The organism is Glutamicibacter mishrai (assembly GCF_012221945.1).
GTDB lineage: Bacteria > Actinomycetota > Actinomycetes > Actinomycetales > Micrococcaceae > Glutamicibacter > Glutamicibacter mishrai.
In genome coordinates, this window is record NZ_CP032549.1 from 3,114,806 (window position 1) to 3,135,300 (window position 20,495).

The 20,495-nt window shown below is 60.6% G+C and carries 16 protein-coding genes; 9 read left to right on the forward strand and 7 right to left on the reverse strand.

Annotated features, from left to right (window positions below):
* Positions 1–107 precede the first annotated feature (107 nt).
* Positions 108–1,382, forward strand: coding sequence for an MFS transporter (locus D3791_RS14630; RefSeq protein ID WP_022876299.1), 1,275 nt, complete (start codon positions 108–110; stop codon positions 1,380–1,382).
* An 87-nt stretch (positions 1,383–1,469) separates the two neighbouring features.
* On the opposite strand, the gene D3791_RS14635 is transcribed toward D3791_RS14630, so the two are convergent.
* Positions 1,470–2,165, reverse strand: coding sequence for an IclR family transcriptional regulator (locus D3791_RS14635; protein ID WP_172512615.1), 696 nt, complete (start codon positions 2,163–2,165; stop codon positions 1,470–1,472).
* A gap of 267 nt (positions 2,166–2,432) precedes the next feature.
* On the opposite strand from D3791_RS14635, the gene D3791_RS14640 reads away from it, so the two are divergent.
* Positions 2,433–3,773 carry an MFS transporter gene (locus tag D3791_RS14640; protein WP_172512616.1) on the forward strand — a complete coding sequence of 447 codons (1,341 nt, stop codon included), beginning with the start codon at positions 2,433–2,435 and terminating at the stop codon, positions 3,771–3,773.
* A gap of 100 nt (positions 3,774–3,873) precedes the next feature.
* Here D3791_RS14640 and D3791_RS14645 read toward each other — a convergent pair whose 3' ends face one another.
* Both D3791_RS14645 and D3791_RS14650 read right to left on the reverse strand, forming a co-directional pair.
* Positions 3,874–4,887, reverse strand: coding sequence for a LacI family DNA-binding transcriptional regulator (locus D3791_RS14645; protein WP_172512617.1), 1,014 nt, complete (start codon positions 4,885–4,887; stop codon positions 3,874–3,876).
* 114 nt (positions 4,888–5,001) lie between these two features.
* Positions 5,002–6,690: a glycoside hydrolase family 13 protein gene (locus tag D3791_RS14650; protein ID WP_172512618.1), complete on the reverse strand. Its 1,689-nt coding sequence runs from the start codon at positions 6,688–6,690 to the stop codon at positions 5,002–5,004.
* A gap of 268 nt (positions 6,691–6,958) precedes the next feature.
* Between D3791_RS14650 and D3791_RS14655 the strand changes: the two genes are divergently transcribed.
* From D3791_RS14655 to D3791_RS14685, 7 genes are all read left to right on the forward strand, one after another.
* Positions 6,959–8,221 carry a sugar ABC transporter substrate-binding protein gene (locus D3791_RS14655; RefSeq protein WP_172512619.1) on the forward strand — a complete coding sequence of 421 codons (1,263 nt, stop codon included), beginning with the start codon at positions 6,959–6,961 and terminating at the stop codon, positions 8,219–8,221.
* A gap of 107 nt (positions 8,222–8,328) precedes the next feature.
* Positions 8,329–9,924 (forward strand): ABC transporter permease subunit, encoded by a 1,596-nt coding sequence (locus D3791_RS14660; RefSeq protein WP_172512620.1) that lies wholly within the window; start codon positions 8,329–8,331, stop codon positions 9,922–9,924.
* Complete coding sequence (locus D3791_RS14665; protein WP_022876292.1) at positions 9,924–10,844, forward strand: sugar ABC transporter permease; 921 nt, start codon at positions 9,924–9,926, stop codon at positions 10,842–10,844. The genes D3791_RS14660 and D3791_RS14665 overlap by 1 nt, the downstream gene beginning before the upstream one ends.
* Before the next feature lie 98 nt (positions 10,845–10,942).
* Positions 10,943–11,929, forward strand: coding sequence for a DUF1700 domain-containing protein (locus tag D3791_RS14670; RefSeq protein ID WP_172512621.1), 987 nt, complete (start codon positions 10,943–10,945; stop codon positions 11,927–11,929).
* Between the two features lie 54 nt (positions 11,930–11,983).
* Positions 11,984–12,724: a TetR/AcrR family transcriptional regulator gene (locus D3791_RS14675; protein WP_172512622.1), complete on the forward strand. Its 741-nt coding sequence runs from the start codon at positions 11,984–11,986 to the stop codon at positions 12,722–12,724.
* A 112-nt stretch (positions 12,725–12,836) separates the two neighbouring features.
* On the forward strand, positions 12,837–14,393 hold the full coding sequence (locus D3791_RS14680) for an MFS transporter (RefSeq protein ID WP_172512623.1): 1,557 nt from the start codon (positions 12,837–12,839) through the stop codon (positions 14,391–14,393).
* A gap of 51 nt (positions 14,394–14,444) precedes the next feature.
* On the forward strand, positions 14,445–14,732 hold the full coding sequence (locus D3791_RS14685; protein WP_172512988.1) for an META domain-containing protein: 288 nt from the start codon (positions 14,445–14,447) through the stop codon (positions 14,730–14,732).
* A gap of 25 nt (positions 14,733–14,757) precedes the next feature.
* Here the strand turns inward: D3791_RS14685 and D3791_RS14690 are convergent, their stop codons facing one another.
* From D3791_RS14690 to D3791_RS14705, 4 genes are all read right to left on the reverse strand, one after another.
* Positions 14,758–15,858 (reverse strand): fatty acid desaturase family protein, encoded by a 1,101-nt coding sequence (locus D3791_RS14690; protein WP_172512624.1) that lies wholly within the window; start codon positions 15,856–15,858, stop codon positions 14,758–14,760.
* A 128-nt stretch (positions 15,859–15,986) separates the two neighbouring features.
* On the reverse strand, positions 15,987–17,627 hold the full coding sequence (locus D3791_RS14695) for an ABC-F family ATP-binding cassette domain-containing protein (RefSeq protein WP_172512625.1): 1,641 nt from the start codon (positions 17,625–17,627) through the stop codon (positions 15,987–15,989).
* An 88-nt stretch (positions 17,628–17,715) separates the two neighbouring features.
* A complete protein-coding gene (locus D3791_RS14700) occupies positions 17,716–19,224 on the reverse strand; it encodes a carboxyl transferase domain-containing protein (protein WP_172512626.1) in 1,509 nt (502 codons plus the stop codon).
* Entirely contained in the window at positions 19,224–20,453 is a 1,230-nt protein-coding gene (locus tag D3791_RS14705; RefSeq protein ID WP_425483164.1) for a CaiB/BaiF CoA transferase family protein, read from the reverse strand. Before D3791_RS14705 ends, D3791_RS14700 begins: the two co-directional genes overlap by 1 nt.
* Positions 20,454–20,495: the final 42 nt, after the last annotated feature.

Genomic DNA, 20,495 nt, shown 5'->3' on the forward strand with positions numbered 1-20,495 from the left:
TTGCCCGGTGGCGGTGGCTATCTTGAAGGTAGTGCCATCAGGCATGTCTGGGAAAAATTGTGCGTCGGGGGGTGTGGGACGACGCACGCTTCGTTATGGAGTTTTTGATGACTCAGTATGCGTTGTCGAATGAAAACCGCGAAGATCCGGCGATGAAATCCGGTTACTCCGCGCTTGTTCCCTTGGTAGGAGCCCCCTTCCTGCCACTTACTTTTCTAGCCCGCTTGCCTCTGGCGATGCTGACCATCGGGTCCATGACCCTGGTGACCGCCACGACGGGATCCTATGCCTTGGGCGGTCTTGCCGCGGCAATGGTTGGCCTTGGCTCAGCAGTGGGCGGCCCGAGCATCGGCTATCTGGCTGACCGTTTCGGGCAGCGCCCGATCTTGATTACGGTCGCGCTGATCCACAGCGTCCTGCTGGTCCTGCTGACCCTTTTGGGAAACAGCGGCCCAGATCTATCAGCAGGCCTATTGGTTCTCATGTGCCTGGTTACCGGTGCCACCGGACCGCAGGTCGGGCCGATGTCCCGAGTCCGGTGGATCGCCATGACCCGCCAGCAGAAGAAAAATCCCAAGGTCCTCTCAGCAGCATTGAGCCTGGAATCGATGTTTGATGAATTGGGATTCGTCTTCGGCCCGGTAGCCGTGGGGCTGCTTGCTTCACTGGTCAACCCGGTGCTCCCGTTGTATCTCGCGGCCATCATGACCCTGGTCCTGGTTCCCATTTTTGCCACGCATTCCACCGGATCGTCGGTGAAGCCGGTCAAGGGTTCAAAGTCGGCCGAAAAGGTGCGAATCTCAGGCGCTCAGGTGGCTGCGATCAGCGCCCTGGTACTGGGCATGATCGCATTGGGAACTGTCTTCGGCTCATCGGCTGCTGGCACGTTGGCCTTCGCCGGAGACCAGGGCAACTCGAATGAGGGTGGCTTGCTCTATGGTGCCATGGGACTGTCCAGTGCGATTGCTGCCATCTCCGTCGCGGCATGGCCGCAGTACTTCCGCCAGATCAACCGGTGGATTCTCTGCGGTGCGCTGCTGACCGTTCTGAGCTTCGGTTTGCACCTGGCCGATAGCACTCCATGGATGATCGTGGCGCTATTTGTCGCTGGATTTGCCGTAGGTCCAGTCATTGTCACTGTCATGACCTTGGGTGGCGAAGTGGCTCCAGCTTCGCGGCTCTCCACGGTGATGACCATGCTCTCGGCCGGAATCGTTGTCGGCACGGCAATCGGCAATGGCCTGGCAGGAGTCTTCGCGGACTCGTTGGGTTACCTCGGGGCGTTCTGGGTCTCAACCGGAGGCGCGCTGGTCATCCTGCTCGCTGCCTTGGCGATGAAGGTCATCGTCGCGAAGTCGCCGTCGCTCTCGCGTGTCCGCTAGTTAGCTCGCGCGCCGCAAAACAGCTGACCCGTCGTGGATCGTCTAAGATCCACGACGGGTCAGCTGTTTTAAGGAATCGGCAGGTGCTCAGCCAGCCAGTTTCCGGCTGATCCGGCGGGCGGCGAGCTTCAGTGCTTCAATGACCGGTTCGCGGGAGTCCACGGTGCTCGTGGCGAAGACCACCGCAAGGGCGGCGGGAGTCTGTCCTGGCTGTTCGATGGGCACGGCCAGCGAAGTCACGCCCTTGATCACTTTATTCTCGCTGGTGGCGTAGCCATTGCTGCGAGCCTGGACCGCGGCGTCGCGGTAAGCGACGGTGGTATCCATCGCTTCCCACTGCTCTTTGCTGTAGTGCGATTGGATGGCGATGCCTGCCGCTCCGACATCCATGCCGTGCACCGAACCAGGGCGGTGGACGATGGCTCGTTGCGAATTGAGCGGTGAAACGGACTGCAAGGTGGTGCACAGGTCGTATTCCCACACTGCGACAAATGCGGTCATCGACAATTCGTTGGCCAGCGTAGTCAGCTCTACGGTGGCGGCGGCCTGCAAATCGTGCTCAACGGAGCGGGCCAGCACGGCCAACCCTGACGCGGAGCGGATGTGGCCTGCTTCGTCGCGATTGAGCAGGTGGTGCTGCTCCAAGGTGCGAATGATGCGATAGGCAATGGAGCGGTGGACCTCGAGCTTTTCGGCAATTTCGGCAATCGAAAGGTGCACCGGGGAATTGGCGACGATTTCTAGGACGCGAATGCCGCGGGAAAGCGTCTGGGAAGTAGGCATGGAACTTCAATCTGGCGCGTGGCATTGGTCAATGCTTGGTAGCGCCCTCGCTGTGAGCCTTGCGACTGCTGAATGGTTGCTCTAACTGCGACTTTAGTCGTTCTCTATTAGAACACCGAATTCTTTTCAGTCATGGGGCGCGGGTCATGGTTCGGATGTTCGCCCGGGCAAGCACTAGTGTTGTGATCTGGTTCACTGTCGGATTATGATTGTGAGCATAAATAAACCGTCCGAACGGTCGGTAAAGTAACGTGCAAAGGGCAACTCATGTCATCTACAGTCACTCGCACTCAGGAAGAGCGCCGCGTTCTCGCCGGCACTCTCGTGGGAACCACCATTGAGTGGTATGACTTCTTCATCTTCGCGCAGCTCACCGCAACCTTGCTGGCACCGCTTTTCCTGGCGCCTTTGGGAGCCGCGAATCCAGGTCTCGCTCAGATTCTTTCCTTTGCGATGATCGGCATTTCCTTCTTCTTCCGTCCTCTCGGCGCCATCGTCGCCGGCCACCTCGGTGACCGCTATGGACGCAAGAGGATCCTGGTTCTGACACTGATCCTGATGGGCGCCGCTACGGCTCTTATCGGTGTGCTTCCCACCTACGCCTCAATCGGCATAGCAGCACCGATCCTTCTGGTTCTGCTTCGAATCATCCAGGGCTTCTCTGCCGGCGGCGAATGGGGCGGCGCGGCATTGATGGCAGTGGAGCACGCGCCAAAGAATCGTCGCGGCTACTTCGGCGCATACCCGCAGATTGGCGTTCCGATCGGCATGATCCTGGCAACCGGTCTGCTGTACATCCTGCGCGTTGCGATCTCGCCGGAAGCTTTCGAGACCTGGGGCTGGCGCATCCCGTTCCTGCTCTCGGTGGTGCTCATCCTCGTGGGCTACATGATCCGCCGCGCAGTGGAAGAGTCGCCGGTTTTCAAGCAGCTGGCCCTTCGCAAAGCCGCGGAGCACACGCCACTGCGTGAACTGATGGCGAAAAACTCCAAGCAGGTTGTGCAGGCCGCGCTGATCTTCATTTCCAACAACGCCGCCGGCTACCTGGTGATCGCCTTTTTCATCTCCTACACCACCGCGGTATTGAAGATGCCCGTGGCACCAGTGCTGCTGGCTACCACCATCGGTTCGGCGGGCTGGCTGATCTTCACCCTCGTGGGCGGATGGCTTTCGGATCTGATTGGCCGCCGCAATACCTTTGTCATCGGCTACGCGCTGGTCTTCGTGTGGATGATCCCGATGTTCATGCTGGTAGATACCGGCAACATTGTTCTCTACACGGTAGCGATCTTCGTGCTGACCGTGGGCCTGGGACTGTCCTACGGTCCGCAGTCGGCCATGTACGCAGAAATGTTCCCGGCACACGTGCGCTACTCGGGCATCTCCATCGGCTACGCCCTGGGCGCGATTCTCGGTGGCGCCTTCGCCGCGACCGTGGCGCAGATCTTGCTCGAATCCACCGGTTCATCGATTTCCATCGCCATCTACATCATGGTGTTGACAGTGATTTCGGTGGCCGCGGTGCTATGGGTTGGCGAAACCCGCGGGCGCAATCTTCATGTGGAAGAAGTGGAAGGCAGCTCCGAGGCCCTGAAAACCTCGCACTAGGGTTCCTTAGCGCAACAAACGGCCCGTGCCGTTGGCCAGATCATGTGGATCCGGTCGGCGGCACGGGCCGTTTGACATGCGCGGGTTTGAGCCGCTGGATCTAGGCGGCGTCGAGCGGGCGGGTGGTGGAGGATCGAACCACCAGGCGATGGTCGACCTTGTGCGCATGGGCCGGCTCTTCGCCGCGGATGGCTCGAAGCAGCATCGCTACCGCGAGCTCGCCTTGCTCATGCGGCCGCTGCTCGATCGTAGTCAAGCCGAACATTTCCGAGAGGTCATGATTGTCCACGCCAATCACCGAAAGGTCGCGGGGGACTTGCATGCCCAAGTCGCGGGCGGCAAGAATCGCCCCGATGGCCATTTCGTCGCTGGCTGCCATGAGCGCGGTGGGGCGTCCTGCGGGGTTGCCCAGCAGCTGCTTCGCCGCGGCGTAGGCCTGGGGCATGGTGAAGTCGGCCCCCACGCAGAGGTTGTCGTCAATCTGGATTCCAGCTTTGTGCAGCGCTTGCTCATAGCCGGTGCGGCGATGGGTCGGAACCCGGAAGTCCACGTCAGTTTCCTCATTGCCGCCGATGAAGCCGATGCGCCGATGACCAAGGGAAATTAGATGCTGGGTCGCGAGTGCCGAGATTCCTTCATCATCAACATGCAAGGTAGGCACCCCGGGCAGCGGCCCGCCGACGCCGACCAGCGGCTTATCCAGGGCATGCAAGGACTGGACTTCCTCGGCGTCCAGCTCGACGTTCACAGCGATGACCGCGTCCACGCGCTGGCGCAGCAGGAAGTCGGAAAAGATTTTTTCCCGCTGGATGCGATCCTTGGTCAGCTGATAGAGGGTGGTGTCGTAGCCTTCGTCCATGAGCCTGCTGGAAATGCCTTCGAGCACGCTGGCATAGAACCAGTGGTTGATCACCGGGACGAGTACGCCGATGTTCCTGGTGCGGCCCGAAGCCAGTCCGGAGGCCGAGGAAGAAACGACATATCCCAGCTCCGTGGCGGCGCGCTGCACTGCTTCCTGGGCTGCCGTGGACACCGATCCTCGACCGGAGAGCGCGCGGGAGACCGTTGCTACCGAGACTCCGGCAGCTTGAGCGACATCTTTGATCCCGGCCACAATAAGTCCTTCCTTCACGTGTGTGGCCGCGGTGTGGGTGAAGATGTACTCCGCACACTGCGGCCACTGTTCAACAATACCCGGTGAGTTGCACGCCGGGACTGATTGCTTTGCTTATGGCAGCAAGTACCAGATGGTCGATTCAGCCGGAATCGTTTCCGGAGCCGAACCCTCTGCTGGCTGGCTGCGCACCAGTTCCTGTGCGCCTCGGGCAAGCTCGGGAAGATCCAGCGCGTTGGCGCCGAAGTTGGCGACGACCAGCACCTTGCCATTGCTGAAGACCAGCACCTCGGAGTCCTCTTCAGAGGTCCAAACCAGCTCGCCGGTGCCCAGATCGTGCTCCTTGCGCAGTTCAAGCAGGCGGCGGTAGAGGCTCAACGTGGAATCCGGATCTTCACGCTGCACGTCACGGGCATAGGGCGCCCAGGAGCTTGGCTGCGGCAACCAGCTTTCGCCGTCCTGGCTGAAGCCGAAGGCTGGAGCCTGACTCTTCCATGGCAGCGGAACGCGGCAGCCATCGCGGCCGTAGCGTTCGCCATTGGTGCGGAACCACGTTGGATCCTGGCGAGCCTCATCTGGCAGGTCAATGGCCTCGGGCAGTCCGAGCTCCTCGCCTTGGTAGAGGTAGGCGCCACCTGGCAGGGCCAGCATGAGCGCGGTTGAAGAACGTGCCCGGCGCAGGCCGACGGCTGGATCCGGAAGGTTTGGCGTCTTCGGGCCGATGCCTTCACCCTGAGGATTATCTTCGGTGAGGGCCAATCGGGTGGCGTGGCGCACCACGTCGTGGTTGGACAAGACCCACGTGCTCGGCGCCCCGACGGCACCGAATTCTTCCAGGGACTCATCGATGGTGGCCCGGATCTGCTTCGCATCGTAATCGCAGGAGAGATACGGGAAGTTGAAGGCCTGGTGCATCTCGTCATCACGGACCCACTTGGCCATGAGGGACAGCGGGTTGACCCAGGCTTCTGCGCACAGCACGCGGTCGCCCTCGTACTCGTCCATCACCTGGCGCCATTCGCGGTAGATTTCGTGCACGCCATCTTGGCCCCACCATGGGGCGAGTTCTTCGGTGCCGCCCATCGAAGCGGCCGTGGGATCCGGAGTGAAGTCCGGCAGGCCTTCGGCCTTGATTAGCCCGTGAGCCACATCAACGCGGAAGCCATCTGTGCCGCGATCCAGCCAGAAGCGCAGCACGTCGCGGAACATCGCTCGCACTTCGGGATTCTTCCAGTTGAAGTCAGGTTGCGAGGAATCGAAGATGTGCAGGTAGGACTGGCCCGCGCTGCCATCAGCGTTGGTAGTTGGCGTCCACATTGGACCGCCGAACACCGATTCCCAGTTATTAGGGTGGCCCTGCGCCGGTGGATCCATGAAGATAAATCGGTCGCGTTCCGGGGAGCCGGGGGCTGCGGCCAGAGCCTGCTGGAACCACGGGTGCTGGTCAGAGCAGTGGTTTGGCACCAGGTCGATAATGACTTTCAGTCCTAATTCGTGGGCCCTGGCAACCATCGCGTCGAAGTCTTCGAGGGTGCCAAAAAGCGGGTCCACGTCGCAGTAGTCGGCGACGTCATAGCCGGCATCCTTCTGCGGAGATGTGAAGAACGGCGAAAGCCAAATAGCATCAACCGACAGCTCGGCGATGCTCTCCAAATTCTGGGTAATGCCGCGCAGATCGCCCATGCCATCGGCATTGGAATCAGCGAAGGAACGCGGGTAGATCTGGTAGATCACCGAGGAACGCCACCATTGAGAGTCCTCGGATTGCAAAGGGTTATCAGCTTCAGTGCGTGTTTGAGTCATGACGGTAACGATAATCGAAGTAAATCAGAATGTAAACGCTTGCAAATATCCCCTCAATCCGTGGAATCTTCCATGGGGCCCGAAAGCCAGAATGACGGAACCCAAGCGGATTTCATCTGCCATCTTGCCAACTCTGGTGATATGTGCCACTCTGGAAACGCTTACAAAACGAAGCGCAACTCGCACTTCCTAGACCTACACCGGCGATCCCGCGCAAAACCGCGCCAGAGCCGGCCCCTCGGACAAAGTTGTCACGAAAGGACATCACATGAAGGTGAATACACGCCCCTGGCTTCTTGGCGGAGCACTGACGGCTATCGCAGCACTGTCACTGACCGCTTGCGGTGGGTCCGGTTCAGCTGAAACCTCCTCCAGCCCAGCCACCGAACAGTCATCGCCAGCCGCCGCGTCCGGCGGCTCGCTGACCGTTTGGGTCGACGCCAACCGCGAGCCGGTTTTGAAGGAAGCAGCAGCAGACTTCGAGAAGCAGTCCGGAGTCAAGGTCAACCTGGTCATCAAGGATTTCTCCAAGATCCAGGAAGATTTCCTGCGCCAGGTCCCAACCGGCAAGGGCCCGGACATCACCATCGGTGCCCATGACTGGCTGGGAAATCTTGTTAACAACGGCGTAGTCCAGCCCGTTGAATTGGGCGACAAGGCTTCGGAATTCCAGGATGTCTCCATCGACGCAATGAGCTACGAAGGCAGCACCTACGGCGTTCCTTACGCCACCGAAAACCTGGCCCTTCTGCGCAATGCGGACCTGGTGGACGAAGCGCCAAAGACCTTTGACGACATGATCGAAGCCGGCAAGGAAGCGGATACTGAATTCCCATTCCTCGTGCAGGTCACCGATGTGGGCGATCCATTCCACGCTTACCCGTTCCAGACCTCCTTCGGCGCACCGGTCTTCGGCACCGATGACACCGGAGCATACGACCCGGCTGATCTGCAGATCGGCAACGAAGGCGGCGTCGAGTTCGCCAAATGGCTGGCCGAGCAAGGCGACGCTGGCACCCTGAAGACCAGCATCGATGCTGATATCGCCAAGGAGAAGTTCGTTTCCGGCGACTCGCCGTTCTTCCTGACTGGTCCATGGAATGTGGAAGCCGCTGAAAAGGCCAAGATGAACCTGGCCATCGACCCGATCCCGACCGCCGGCGGCGAAGAGGCCCAGCCATTCGTAGCAGTCCAGGGCTTCTTCGTTTCGGCCAAGACCGAAAACCTGTTGGCAGCCACCGAATTCCTGACCAACTACATCGGCACCAAGGAAGTGCAGACCGAACTCTACGAAGTGGGCAACCGTCCGCCAGCCAACAAGGCGGCTTTCGAGGCAGCCAAGTCTGACGAAACCATCGCCGCCTTCGGCGAGGTAGGCGCCAGCGGCGTGCCAATGCCGAACATTCCAGAAATGGCCGCCGTCTGGGAATTCTGGGGCGTAGCCGAAGCCGAGATCATCACCGGCAAGGCAGATCCGGCCAAGCGCTGGAAGCAGATGACCAGCGATATCGAGAAGGCCATCAGCAAGTAGGCTCGCCTGCGCGCACCTCATGCTGGAGCCGGCCGTGATCCACGCCGGCTCCAGCGCCTTTACCAGGCCAGCACCAATTGAACTTTACTGACAGGGACATCTGGAAGATGACTAAGACTGCCCCAGAGGCACCGCCACGTCACAGCGACGAACCGAAACGCAAGCTGTCGCCAGCGGCACAGCGTTTTGCCAACGCATCGAGCACGAGTATCGGCTCCATCCTAATCAAGATCATCGTCATCGCGATCGTGGATGCCACCGCCGTCTTCGCTCTCTTCACGGCCATCGGACGCGAAGCCTGGGCCATCGCCACCGTCATCGCCGTGATCACCGTGCTGATCAACGTCGTCTACTTCAAGAAGGGATGGCTCCCGGCCAAGTACCTGCTGCCCGGCACCATCTTCTTGCTGATCTTCCAGGTCTTTGTCATCGGGTACACCGGATACATCGCCTTCACCAACTACGGTTCGGGCCACAACTCCGACAAGGCAGACGCCGTCTCGGCCTTGTTGCAGTCCAACCAGGAACGTGTTGAAGGCTCGCCAGGCTATCCGGTCAAGGTCTACAGCGGCGATGATGGGCTGGCCATGCTCATCGAGCGTGAAGGCCAGCAGCTCATCGGCGATGAAATCGATGCGCTGGCGCCAGTGGATCCAGCATCGCTGGGGGAGTACAAAGAACTCACGTTCGCGGACCTGCTCGGCCGCCAGCAGGAAGTCACCTCCCTGAAGGTTCCGGTCAGCGATAATCCTGCCGACGGAACGCTGCGCACCAGCGACGGACGCACCGCCTACCAGTACACCTCGTCGCTGAAGTACGACGAAGCCGCGGACACCATGACGGATCAGAAGACCGGATTGGTCTACAAGGACACCGGAGTTGGCGCATTCACCGCAGATGACGGAACACAGCTGATGCCGGGCTGGTCCATCAACGTCGGCTTCGACAACTTCTCCCGCGCCTTCACCGACTCGTCCATCCGCGGCGCATTGTTCTCGGTATCGGTATGGACCTTCGCCTTCGCCTTGCTCTCGGTGGCCTCCACCTTCTTCCTTGGATTGTTCCTGGCCATCGTCTTTAATGACATGCGCATGAAGGGTCGGAAGATCTACCGCGTCATCTCCATCCTTCCCTATGCCTTCCCGGCATTCCTCGGCGGACTGGTCTGGGCAGGCATGCTCAACAAGGACTTCGGCTTCGTGAACCAGGTGCTGTTTGGCGGCGCCGGTATTCCGTGGCTGACTGACCCGTGGCTGGCGAAATTCTCGGTGCTCTGGGTCAACCTCTGGCTCGGTTTCCCGTACATGTTCCTGGTGTGCACCGGTGCCCTGCAGTCGATCCCGCAGGAACTGTCCGAAGCCGCGACCATCGACGGGGCGAAGCCATTCCAGATTTTCCGTCTGATCAAGCTTCCTTTGCTCCTGGTCTCCGTGGCACCGCTGCTGATCAGCTCCTTCGCCTTCAACTTCAACAACTTCAACGTGATCTACATGCTCACCGAAGGCGGGCCACGTCTGGAAGACGCCGGACTCAACGTCGGCGCCACCGACATCCTGATCTCCATGGTCTACAAGGTCGCCTTCGTTGGCTCCCAGCGTGACTACGGCTTGGCCAGCGCGTTCTCCATCATCATCTTCGTGATCGTCGCGATCATTTCGATTATCAGTTTCAAGCAGACCAAGGCCCTGGAGGAGTTGAACTAATGAGCACCGAAACCTCAAACCCCGAAACGACTCCGACCTTCCGTCCGATCCCATATCCTGCCCGGCGAAGCTTCGGAAAGTGGTTCGCCACCACCGGATGGCGGCACCTGATCGGTGTGGCGTTGTGCGTCTACTCGGCGTTCCCACTGCTCTACGTGCTCTCGGCCTCGCTGAATCCCAATGGCACCCTGCTCTCCTCCAACGGGTTCTTCTCCACCATTGGATTCCAGAGCTTCATTGATCTTTTCCAGAACGAGCAGCGCCCTTATGGCGCCTGGTTTGCCAATACCCTGATCATCGGGCTCACCACAGCTGCGGCTTCGGTCTTCCTCGGTGCCTTGGCGGCGTACAGCTTTTCGCGCATGCGATTCACCGGACGCCGAGTCGGCTTGGTCAGCTTGCTAGTTGTGCAGATCTTCCCGCAGCTGCTTGCCGTGGTGGCCATCTTCATCCTGCTCACCTCGTTGGGCGATGTCTTTCCGGCCTTGGGAACCGACAACCAGATCGCATTGATCATGGTCTACCTTGGCGGAGCGCTGGGCGTGAATACATACCTGATGTATGGCTTCTTCAACACCATTCCGGTGGAAATCGATGAAGCGGCCAAGATCGACGGCGCCGGGCACGCCCGCATCTTCTTCACCATGATCCTGCGCTTGGTCTCGCCGATTCTGGCTGTCGTCGGCTTGCTGACCTTCATTTCCAGCACCAGCGACTTCGTGCTGGCATCGGTGGTCTTGGTGTCACCGGAAAACCAGACGCTTGCTGTGGGACTGTATTCCTACGTCTCCGAAGAATTCACCTCCAACTGGTCTGTCTTTGCCGCCGGCGCAGTGCTGGCCGCAATACCTGTGATGGCGTTGTTCCTGTTCTTGCAGAAGTACATTGTCGGCGGGCTGACCGCCGGTGCTGGCAAGTAGCAGTCAGGCCCACAACTCAGCGCAGCATGGCCGATGCCTAACGCAGGCACCGGCCATGCTGCGCTCGTCGGCTTTAAAGAACACGTAAAGTGAAAAGCATGAAGTCTTATCTGCCGCGCGCTGCCCGCAATTATTTGGAGCAGCTCCGTCGCGCCCTGGATTTCCTCTCCGAACAGGAACGAAAGCAGGTCCTGGAACAAACGCGTGAAGAGATCCTCCGGCTGCCAGATGGCGGACGCCGCAAGCGCGAACTGATCAACTTGCTGGGGGAGCCAGCGACCCGCGCACGCAAATTTGAACGAACAGAACCCGAAGACCTGGAAGTCCGCAGCGGAAAGCATTTCCTGACGAGGATTCTTGCCTGGCCGATTTTTGCGCTGGCCCTGATGACGGTCATCGTTGTTCTTTTCGCGCCGCCGCAGCAGGCGCTCATCGGCACAGGAGGCATCGATCAGTACCTGTCATCGGGTAACGGCTGGTTGTCAGGACTTGAAGAAGCCATTGGCAGCCAGCTGATCTGGCTTGCCTTCATCCCGGTCGTCTTCAGCTTGCTGCCGCTGTGGCTCAACGGCGCTTTCGGAATGGTCCTTCAGGTCCTCGGGGCGGTAGCGATGACCGCAGTGTGCCTCGGCGGAGGAATCCTATCGCTGTACTTCATCCCGGTAACACTCTTGTTATGGGCCCAAGTCTTCACGCCGTTGCTGATGATGCGCGGTTCGATGGCCCGGCCGGGCCCTGCTTGGCTGGCTACTGCCGCGGTCTTGCTTATTGCGGCCATCGCCCTGGCCACCTACCAGGGGCTGGCCCACTTTGCCGGCGCAGCATGGCTGGTGCTGGCACCTGCAGTGCTGCTGGCAGTTCTTGCAGCATTGCTCCCGACCCGGTGGAAGGCTGCCCATATCGCATTGGTGGTCGCGGGGTTGCTGGTCATGGTGGCCGGGGCCATCGCCGCGCTGCCATCGACCTTTAATGCGGTCCTGCTATGGCCATGGCTGGCCGGAGGCGTGTCCTTCGCCGTCGGCCACTTGGCGGTGGCTGCTGGCATGTGGCACGAGCGGGCAAGGAAGCTGCTCGCGCTGTTTTAGCGGGTCGATGCTAACAAAGCAGATTTACTCGGAACTTCCGTATATTCTCGTGACATGGCCGATAATAAGGAAACTTCCACCGCGCCACCCGCCAAGCGCGGCCGCGGGCGCCCCCGCAAGGATTCAGAGTTTGCAAGTCTGAGCAAAGAACTGCTGGGACAAAAAGCATTGGAGATCGCAGGTTCCGAGGGCTATGGCGCCCTGACCATGCACCGCTTGGCCTCAGAATTCGGGGTGACTCCGCGGGCGCTGTACAACTACGTGGCAGACCGCGAAGAAGTTATCAATCTTGCCATGCAACAGTTCTTGGCCATTAGCCCGAATGTCGAATTCGACTGCGCCCACTGGAAAGACAGCGTGCGCGACGCCTACAGCGCTACACGATCTGCCTACAGGGCTTTCCCTCGCGCCTCGCAGCTGAGCATGGACGAGAAAATCCACGTCATGCCAGGTCCACGCCGCACCGAGCTGATGGAACGGGTGCTGAAGTTCTACGTCGAGATTGGGCTGACCCTGAAGCAGGCAGTGGGCATGGTTCGCGCGCTGGAACGCGACGTTCTGGGATTTGTGCTGCATGTCGACTACTTCTATGACCGGCGGGTCCCAGGAGCCCCGGACTTCTTCAGCCATCCGGTGCCCAAAGAGTGGCTGGATTTTTATCCCGAGGTTCCTGCACCATACGCGCAACAGGCTCTTGGGCTGCCAGAACAAACCAGTGATGAGCTATTCGACGAGGTCATCGAGCTGCGAATACTCGCCGTCGAACGACTGCTGCAGATCAACGGCGAAAATTAGCTCAACCCAGGCTGAAAGTTCCTCGTCAGGGAATATTTTGTGATCAGGCGGCGCTGAACGATGCAGAACCGTCGCGCTCCTGCGGCCGAATACCGTGTGGAAAGTTGCCCCGATGTCACCAAGCAAGCCAGAAGCATCCCAAGAACCCGGCGAGTTATCAGCTGGGGCGCGGTGGCGGCTTCTCGGTGTCTTGCTCGCAGCGATGTTCATGTCGCTTGTTTCGGTCAGCATCGTCAATGTGGTGCTGCCATCCATCGGGTCGACGCTTCAGGCCAGTGAAGCCGATATGCAATGGGTGCTGGCCGGCTACGCTTTGACCTTCGGCGTTGTGCTGGTTGCTGCCGGGCGTGCGGGCGACCTGCTAGGCCGCGGTGTCATGTTCGTTGCCGGTGTTGCGATCTTCACCGCCGCCAGCGTCTTGGCCGGGCTGGCAGCGGATCCGATGCTGCTGAATATCGCGCGTTTCATCATGGGCATTGGCTCCGGCCTGCTCAACCCCCAGGTGATGGGCATGATCCAACAACACTTCCGCGGTGCGGCACGAGGCAGGGCCTACGGATTGCTCGGCACCGTGGTCGGATTCTCGGTCGCTGTCGGACCGGTCCTGGGCGGATTGCTGATCAACTGGCTTGGCGCCGATGCCGGCTGGCGGTCGACCTTCCTGATCAACGTGCCCGTGGGGATCCTGGCCATCGTCTTGGCGGTGCTGTGGCTTCCAAAACCGCTGTTCACCAAACCCGCTGGAAAGCTTGACCTGGACCCGGTGGGCGGAATCGTCCTGGCCCTGAGTATTTTCGCCTTGCTGCTGCCCTTCGTCCAAGGCCGGGAAAACCCGGTGCTCTGGTGGCTTCTGGCCGCGGCGGTCGTCCTGCTGGCCGTGTGGGTCCTGTGGGAGAAGAAGTACAAGGAACGCGGCCGCGAGCCCATGGTCGAGCTGGCGCTGTTCAAGATCCGCAGCTTCACCAACGGAACTTTGATCGCGGGACTGTACTTCATGGGCGTATCCAGCGTCTGGGTGCTGGTAGCCATCTATGTCCAGGCATCCCAAGGGTTCACGGCCCTCGAAGCAGGACTGATCTGCCTGCCGGCCGCATTGCTGTCGGCCTTCAGCTCGCATATCGCTGGGCGCTATGCCACGACCTTGGGTCGCAAGCTCGTCATCGGCGGCACGCTCAGTGCGCTGTTCGGCTTGCTGGCCACCATTGCCGTGGTGTTCTTCGAAGATCGCCTTGGCCTGAACGTGTGGTGGATGCTTCTGTCCCTGGCCTTCATCGGCATCGCCCAGGGGTTCATCATTTCCCCGAATCAGGCGCTGACCCTCATGGAAGTGCCGGTGGCTAACTCGGGCAGCGCCGGGGGACTGATGCAGACCTCGCAGCGTGTTGGCACGGCGGTGGGCATCGCGGTGATTACCGCCGTGTTCTACGGGCTGAATCACGTTGCCGGGTACTCTGTGGCGATGGAGCTTTCCTTCGTGGCGATCTCGGTGCTTGTCATCGCCACCTTGCTGGTGGCGGTCGCCGACATGCGCCACGGCCACGGGAAGCCAGCGGTATCCACTCGCGAAGAGTATGTCCCCGTGACCACGGGCGTACAGCGCACGGTGACCGGCGCTATCGACGTCGTTGGTCCCAAGGAACCAAGCCAGCCGGTGGACTCCCAGCCCTGATACCCTGCGGTATAACCCTCGGAAAGGGGAGCAACGGTCAAAGCTGGACAACTGCTTGGCCTCTGGGGCAGCAAGGACCACAGGCAACCATGGCTTGAGCTTCTCCATGACGGACGCGTTGTCGGACTTGATGGCTGCAATCGGCTGTTCGGGCAATGGGCCGAAGCCGCGGACGTGGACTTCATAGCGCTCGGCGGCACACGCATGTTCTGCGAGGGCGTAGACGACTGGCTATCGCGAGCCGCGACCGGCAAGCTGCAAGATGACGGCTCGATGGCCATCTTCGATCTGAAAGAGAAAGAGCTAGGAATCCTCGCCAAAGAAGGCAAGAATTCCTAGCTGATCATGGATCTCGGGGTGGCTGTTAGGAGCTGACGCGGTACCCGGAAACCATTGGGCAGTCGAATGGATCCCGTGCCGAGAGTCCCACCTTGTTCAGATAGGTAATCACCTGGGCGTAGGATTCCCGGATGCTCGCTACGGTATAGGGGATCTGGTGCTCATCGCAGTACTGGCGCACGATGCTCGACACAGCGGCCAGGTTTGCCCGGGGCATCGATGGGAACAAGTGGTGTTCGACCTGGTAGTTCAGTCCGCCGAAGAGGTGGGAGAGCACCCGGTTTCCCCATGATGAGCGAGCCATGATGTTGCGGCTAGTGAGCACCTGCCGGGAGAAGAAGTCGATGCGTGCATCCCCGGGAACCATGGGCATGCCCTTGTGGTTCGGGGCGAATGAAGCGCCCATGTAGATGCCGAAGACTGCAAGCTGCACTCCGATGAAGGCAAAGGCCATGCCCACTGGCAAAAAGGTGAAGATCAAAGCGAAATACAGGCCGACGCGCAACGCAATGGCCGCGATTTCGCGCTTGCGGCGCTTGGTGCGTTCCGCGGTGAACAGGTAGCGGATCGACTGGATATGGAGGTTCACGCCTTCCAAGGTCAGCAACGGGAAGAAGAGGTAGCCCTGGCGTTGCGTGATCCATTTGAGGAAGCCGCGCTGGCGCTGGGCATCAACCGGCTGGAACGAGATCGTGTCCCACTCGATGTCCGGGTCCTTGCCGATGGTGTTCGGGGTGGCGTGGTGCTTGTTGTGCTTGTTCATCCACCACTGGTAGCTGATGCCCACTACCACGTTGGCCAGGAACCGGCCCAGCTTGTCGTTGGTTTTGCCCGAAGACAGGATCTGGCGGTGCGCGGCCTCATGGGCCAAGAATGCGAACTGGGTGAGCAGGATGCCCACGGCAGCTGCGATCAGCAGCTGGAACCAGCTGTGGCCGAGCAGGATGGAGCCGGCAACGGCCGAACCCATGAGGACCGTCAGAACCGTTCCAAGACCCAGGTAATGGCCGCGCCGGCGACCGGATAAACCTGCATCCTGAACGAGTTTCTTGACGTGGAAGAAGCTTTTGGGATCTCCCGGCCTGATCGAGGGTGCGGTGGATGGAAGTACGGAACTGCTACTCAAGTCGAATCCTTGGCTGTTGTAGCGGGCGACATTTCAGTCGAAAGAACTGAAAGTCTCGGCTCCTCTGCTACCAAGCTTACGGCGGGCTACTGTGAACCAGCCCTAAAAGACCTTAGGTTCAGTAATTGTTAATACTGGACGGTGAGCTTTCCATCCGAAATTTCCCAGCGGGTCGTCAGCCGGACGTTCTCAAGCAATCTCCGGTCGTGGGTCACCAGCAGAAGGGCGCCTTCGTAGGCTTCGAGCGCTTCCTCCAGCTGCTCGATGGCAGGGACATCCAAATGGTTGGTCGGCTCATCGAGGATCAGCAGGTTCACCCCACGGGCCTGGAGCAATGCCATCGACGCACGAGTGCGCTCGCCGGGCGACAAAGAAGCAACCAGAGAACTGGACTGGTCCGCCTTGAGCCCGAACTTCGCCAGGAGGGTCCGTACCTCAGCCGAAGAATATTCAGGGACGGCCAGCTCAAAGGCCTGGCCCAGAGGCAGGTCGCCCGGAAGCTGGCTGCGGGCCTGATCGATTTCACCAATGCTGACCGAACTTCCCAGCGACGCGGTGCCTTGGTCGGGGTATTGCTTGCCGAGCAGCAGATTGAGCAGCGTGGACTTGCCGGCGCCGTTCGGACCGGTGATGCCGATGCGATCTGCGGCGTTCACCTGGACCGAGACCGGGCCGAAGGTGAAATCGCCTTGGGTGAGCTGAGCTTCGTTCAGGGTGCACATGACCGATGAGCCCCGTGGCGCAGCCGCGATGGAAAACTGCAGGACCCATTCCTTGCGCGGTTCGGCGACTTCTTCCAAGCGGGCGATGCGCGATTCCATCTGGCGGACCTTGGCGGCCTGCTTTTCCGAGGATTCGCTGTTGGCGCGGCGCCGGATCTTGTCATTATCCGGTGTTTTGCGCATGGCGTTGCGCACGCCTTGGGATGACCACTCGCGCTGGGTTCGCGCGCGGGCTACGAGGTCCGCTTTCTGGTTTTCAAACTGTTCATAGGCTTCCCGGGCATGGCTGCGGTTGATGGCGCGCTCGGCCAGGTAGGAGTCGTACCCGCCCTCGTAGACGGCAACCTTGTTCTGCGCCAGATCCAATTCGATGATCCCGGTGGTGCAGCGTGCCAAGAATTCGCGGTCGTGCGACACCAGGATGACCGGTGCACGCAGGGAGTTGATGAACTCTTCGAGCAGCTCAAGTCCGGCCAAGTCGAGATCGTTGGTTGGCTCATCGAGCAGGACGATGTCGAAGCGCGAGAGCAATAGGGCGGCTAATGCGACCCGCGCGACCTGCCCGCCGGAGAGGGCAGACATTTCCGTGTCAACAGGCAGGGTGAAGCCCAGCTTCGCGAGAACCTCGGGGATCCGATCCTCCAGGTCCATCGCTCCGGAAGCCATCCAGTGGTCAAATGCCGTCGCGTAGGCGTCATCGGCACCTGGCTTTTCACTGCCCAGATCCTGGGCGGTTTCTTCCATGCGTGCGGTGGCCTGCGCGCACCCGGTGCGACGGGCCAGGTAGGCTTCAATCGTTTCGCCGGGGACGCGTTCATGTTCCTGCGGCAGCCAACCGATGAACGCTGAATCAGGGGCTGTGCTCACGGTGCCCGACTGGGCGGTGGCCGCCTTGGCCAGCAAAGAGAGCAACGTGGATTTTCCTGCGCCGTTGGCTCCCACCACGCCATAAACATCGGAAGTGGTTGCGGTGAAGTTCAAATTGGAGAACAGGGTTCGGTGGGCGTGGCCACCTGCGAGGTCTTTGGCCACGAGCGTTGCAGTCATGGTGTTAAGTCTAGTGCGCGTTAGGCAGCATAAACGGTGATGAGGTTCGAACCACGAAGGGTTCGAACCTCATCAACTTTGCGGGACCTTAATCGGCAGCCTCGCCCAGGCTTTGGAACTTGAGCTGCCGCCGTGCAAGGCGGTGCGCATCAGGAATAGCGCGAGCCAAGGAGATCTCCGCTGCGATGGCGGCCCCGAGTTCCTGGCAGAACTCGCGAGGACGGCTGGCCGCGTCAATCTGTTCTTCCACCACATGGTCAACAAGGCCAAAACTGCAAAGATCTGGTACCCCGATCTTTTGCTGCCGGGCCATCTGCGCTGCATGCTCCGTGGTGCGGTGGATGATCGCACTGGCTCCTTCGGGTGGCAGTGGCGAGAGCCAGGAGTTTTCCGCCGCGAGCGTTCGATCCGCCGGCAGCAAGGCGAGCGCCGCGCCGCCGGTGCCTTGGCCCAGCAGGACTGAAACCGAGGGGGAGCGCAGCCCGATCAATTCACTGAGAGAGCGCGCGATTTCCCCGGCCAAGCCGCCTTCCTCGGACTGCACCGAAAGCTCGGCGCCGGTGGTATCGATGATGGTGACCAGCGGAAGTTTGAGCTCCTGGGCCAGCTGCATTCCGCGACGTGCTTCGCGCAAGGACGCAGGACCCAGGCTGGCGGTCTCCGGATGTCGTGGACGCTGCTGGCCAAGCACGACGCATGGCTGATCGCCGAAGCGGGCCAAGGCCAGCATCAGCCCGGGGTCCTTTTCACCCTGGCCGGTGCCGTTCAAGGGCAACGCCTCGTCGGCTGAGGCCAGCAGCATGCGGGTATCCGGGCGGCGAGGATTGCGGCTGAGTTGCACCGATTCCCAGACATTCTTGGCCTCGCGCACAAAGGGACGTCCTGCCGGGGCCGGGAATCCGCCGCCGGCGGAGACGGGCTGCAAGATCGACAGAGCGCGATTGACCAGGCTCGGCAATTCTTGCGGCGGGACCACGGCATCGATCAAGCCCTTGCGGAAGAGATTCTCCGAAATCTGCACCCCATCCGGGAACTTCTGGTCATAGAGCGCTTCATAGACCCTCGGTCCCAGGAAGCCGAGCAAGGCGCCTGGCTCGGCCACCGTGATATGACCCAGCGATCCCCAGGAAGCCATGACCCCGCCCGTGGTTGGGTGGCGCAGATACACCAGGTAGGGAAGGCCTGCTTCCTTGTGGCGGCGGACCGCATCGGTAATGGAAACCATGCCCAGGAATGCGAGGGTTCCTTCTTGCATTCGGGTGCCCCCGGAGGCCGGGCCTGCCAGCAGCGGCAGCTTTTCGGCGGTAGCCCGCTGGATGGCCGCCACAATGCGATGTGCCGCGGCCTGGCCGATGGAACCTGCCAGGAAATTGAACTCGGAGACGATGACCGCGACCTCGCGCCCGTGGATCCTGCCCTTGCCGGTGATGACCGCTTCATCGGTGCCGCTCTTGGCGGCAGCGGCTTCCAGGTCCGCAGCGTACTGCGCGCTGAGCCTTGGCTGGCGTGGCGGCTGATCCCAGGATTCAAAGGAGTCTTCGTCCAGGACGATGTCCAGCAGCGTCGCGGCATCCATGCGCAGGGTTTTGGTGCTCATCAGGCATTGTCCTTCCGGGAAGCCAGCCACTGCTCAATTTCCTGGGCGTTGGCGTTGAGCACCGGAGGGGCGCTATGAACCGTCCGGGTGGTCTCGTTATTGGTCTGTGCATCAAAGAATCGCAGCGGCGGGCCGGGAAGATTGATCTTGCCCAAGACCTCATGATCCACCTCGACGATGAGGCCTTGAGATTTCACCTGATCCCATTCGTACACCTCTTCAATCGTGCGCACCTTGCCAGAAGGGATGCCGGCCCCATCAAGGGCGGCCAGCAGTTCTTCGGCATCATAGCCGGAGAACGCCCGCTCGATCAGTTCGTTCAATGCCGGACGGTTCTGGACGCGAAGGGCGTTGCTGATGAAGCGCGGGTCATCGGCGGGTAGGTTGAAGCTGCTGGCGAAATTCTGCCAGAGCTTTTCGCTGCCGATGCTGATCTGCACCTTTGAATCCTTGCAGCCGTACAGTCCGTAGGGAGCAATGGAGGGGTGGTGGTTGCCGATGGCTTGGGGGTTTTGCCCCGCCACCATGGCACGTGTTCCCTGGAAGGCATGCACCCCGATGATCGATGCGAGCAAAGAGGTGCGCACCACCTGGCCGCGACCGGTTTTCTCGCGCTCCAACAAGGCGGCCAGGGCACCGTAGGCGCCGTACATTCCGGAGAGCAGGTCAGCGATGGGCACGCCGACCTTCTGCGGATCGTCCGGGCCCGAGCCGGTGATGGACATCAGTCCTGCTTCGCCCTGCAGGATCTGGTCGTAGCCGCTGCGGTGGGCTTCGGGGCCATCGTGGCCGAACCCGGTGATGGACAGGATCACCAGGCGGGGATTGAGTTCGTGCAGAACCTGGGTGCTGAAGCCCAGGCGGTCCAGCACGCCGGTGCGGAAATTCTCCATCAGGACGTCGCTGTTCTTGACCAGCTCCGCCAGCTTCTCCTTGTGTTCCTCATCTTTGAGATTCAGCGACAGCGAGAGCTTGTTGCGGTTGCAGGAGAGGAAATAGGTGGCCTGGCGGTTGTCTTCCGGACCGACAAAGGGCGGGCCCCAGCCGCGGGTGTCATCGCCGGTGCCGACGGTCTCGATTTTGATGACCTTGGCACCGAGGTCTCCCATCATCATTCCGGCGTGCGGGCCAGCCAATGCGCGGGTGAGATCTAGTACTACGTATCCGCTCAGCGGTCCGGTGGCGGTGCCTTGAAGTGTGTCGTTTTCGGCGGTTAGGGAACTCAACAGATCCTCCTCGAATTATTGCGTTTAGATTGTGGGGATGATCGT

Excerpts from the sequence above, each read along its gene's own strand:
- D3791_RS14700 (WP_172512626.1), bottom strand. The coding sequence starts at position 19,224 with ATGAGCACCAAAACCCTGCGCATGGATGCCGCGACGCTGCTGGACATC.
- D3791_RS14650 (WP_172512618.1), bottom strand. The coding sequence starts at position 6,690 with ATGACTCAAACACGCACTGAAGCTGATAACCCTTTGCAATCCGAGGAC.
- D3791_RS14665 (WP_022876292.1), top strand. The coding sequence starts at position 9,924 with ATGAGCACCGAAACCTCAAACCCCGAAACGACTCCGACCTTCCGTCCG.
- D3791_RS14675 (WP_172512622.1), top strand. The coding sequence starts at position 11,984 with ATGGCCGATAATAAGGAAACTTCCACCGCGCCACCCGCCAAGCGCGGC.
- D3791_RS14660 (WP_172512620.1), top strand. The coding sequence starts at position 8,329 with ATGACTAAGACTGCCCCAGAGGCACCGCCACGTCACAGCGACGAACCG.
- D3791_RS14680 (WP_172512623.1), top strand. The coding sequence starts at position 12,837 with ATGTCACCAAGCAAGCCAGAAGCATCCCAAGAACCCGGCGAGTTATCA.
- D3791_RS14630 (WP_022876299.1), top strand. The coding sequence starts at position 108 with ATGACTCAGTATGCGTTGTCGAATGAAAACCGCGAAGATCCGGCGATG.
- D3791_RS14695 (WP_172512625.1), bottom strand. The coding sequence starts at position 17,627 with ATGACTGCAACGCTCGTGGCCAAAGACCTCGCAGGTGGCCACGCCCAC.
- D3791_RS14640 (WP_172512616.1), top strand. The coding sequence starts at position 2,433 with ATGTCATCTACAGTCACTCGCACTCAGGAAGAGCGCCGCGTTCTCGCC.
- D3791_RS14655 (WP_172512619.1), top strand. The coding sequence starts at position 6,959 with ATGAAGGTGAATACACGCCCCTGGCTTCTTGGCGGAGCACTGACGGCT.
- D3791_RS14635 (WP_172512615.1), bottom strand. The coding sequence starts at position 2,165 with ATGCCTACTTCCCAGACGCTTTCCCGCGGCATTCGCGTCCTAGAAATC.
- D3791_RS14670 (WP_172512621.1), top strand. The coding sequence starts at position 10,943 with ATGAAGTCTTATCTGCCGCGCGCTGCCCGCAATTATTTGGAGCAGCTC.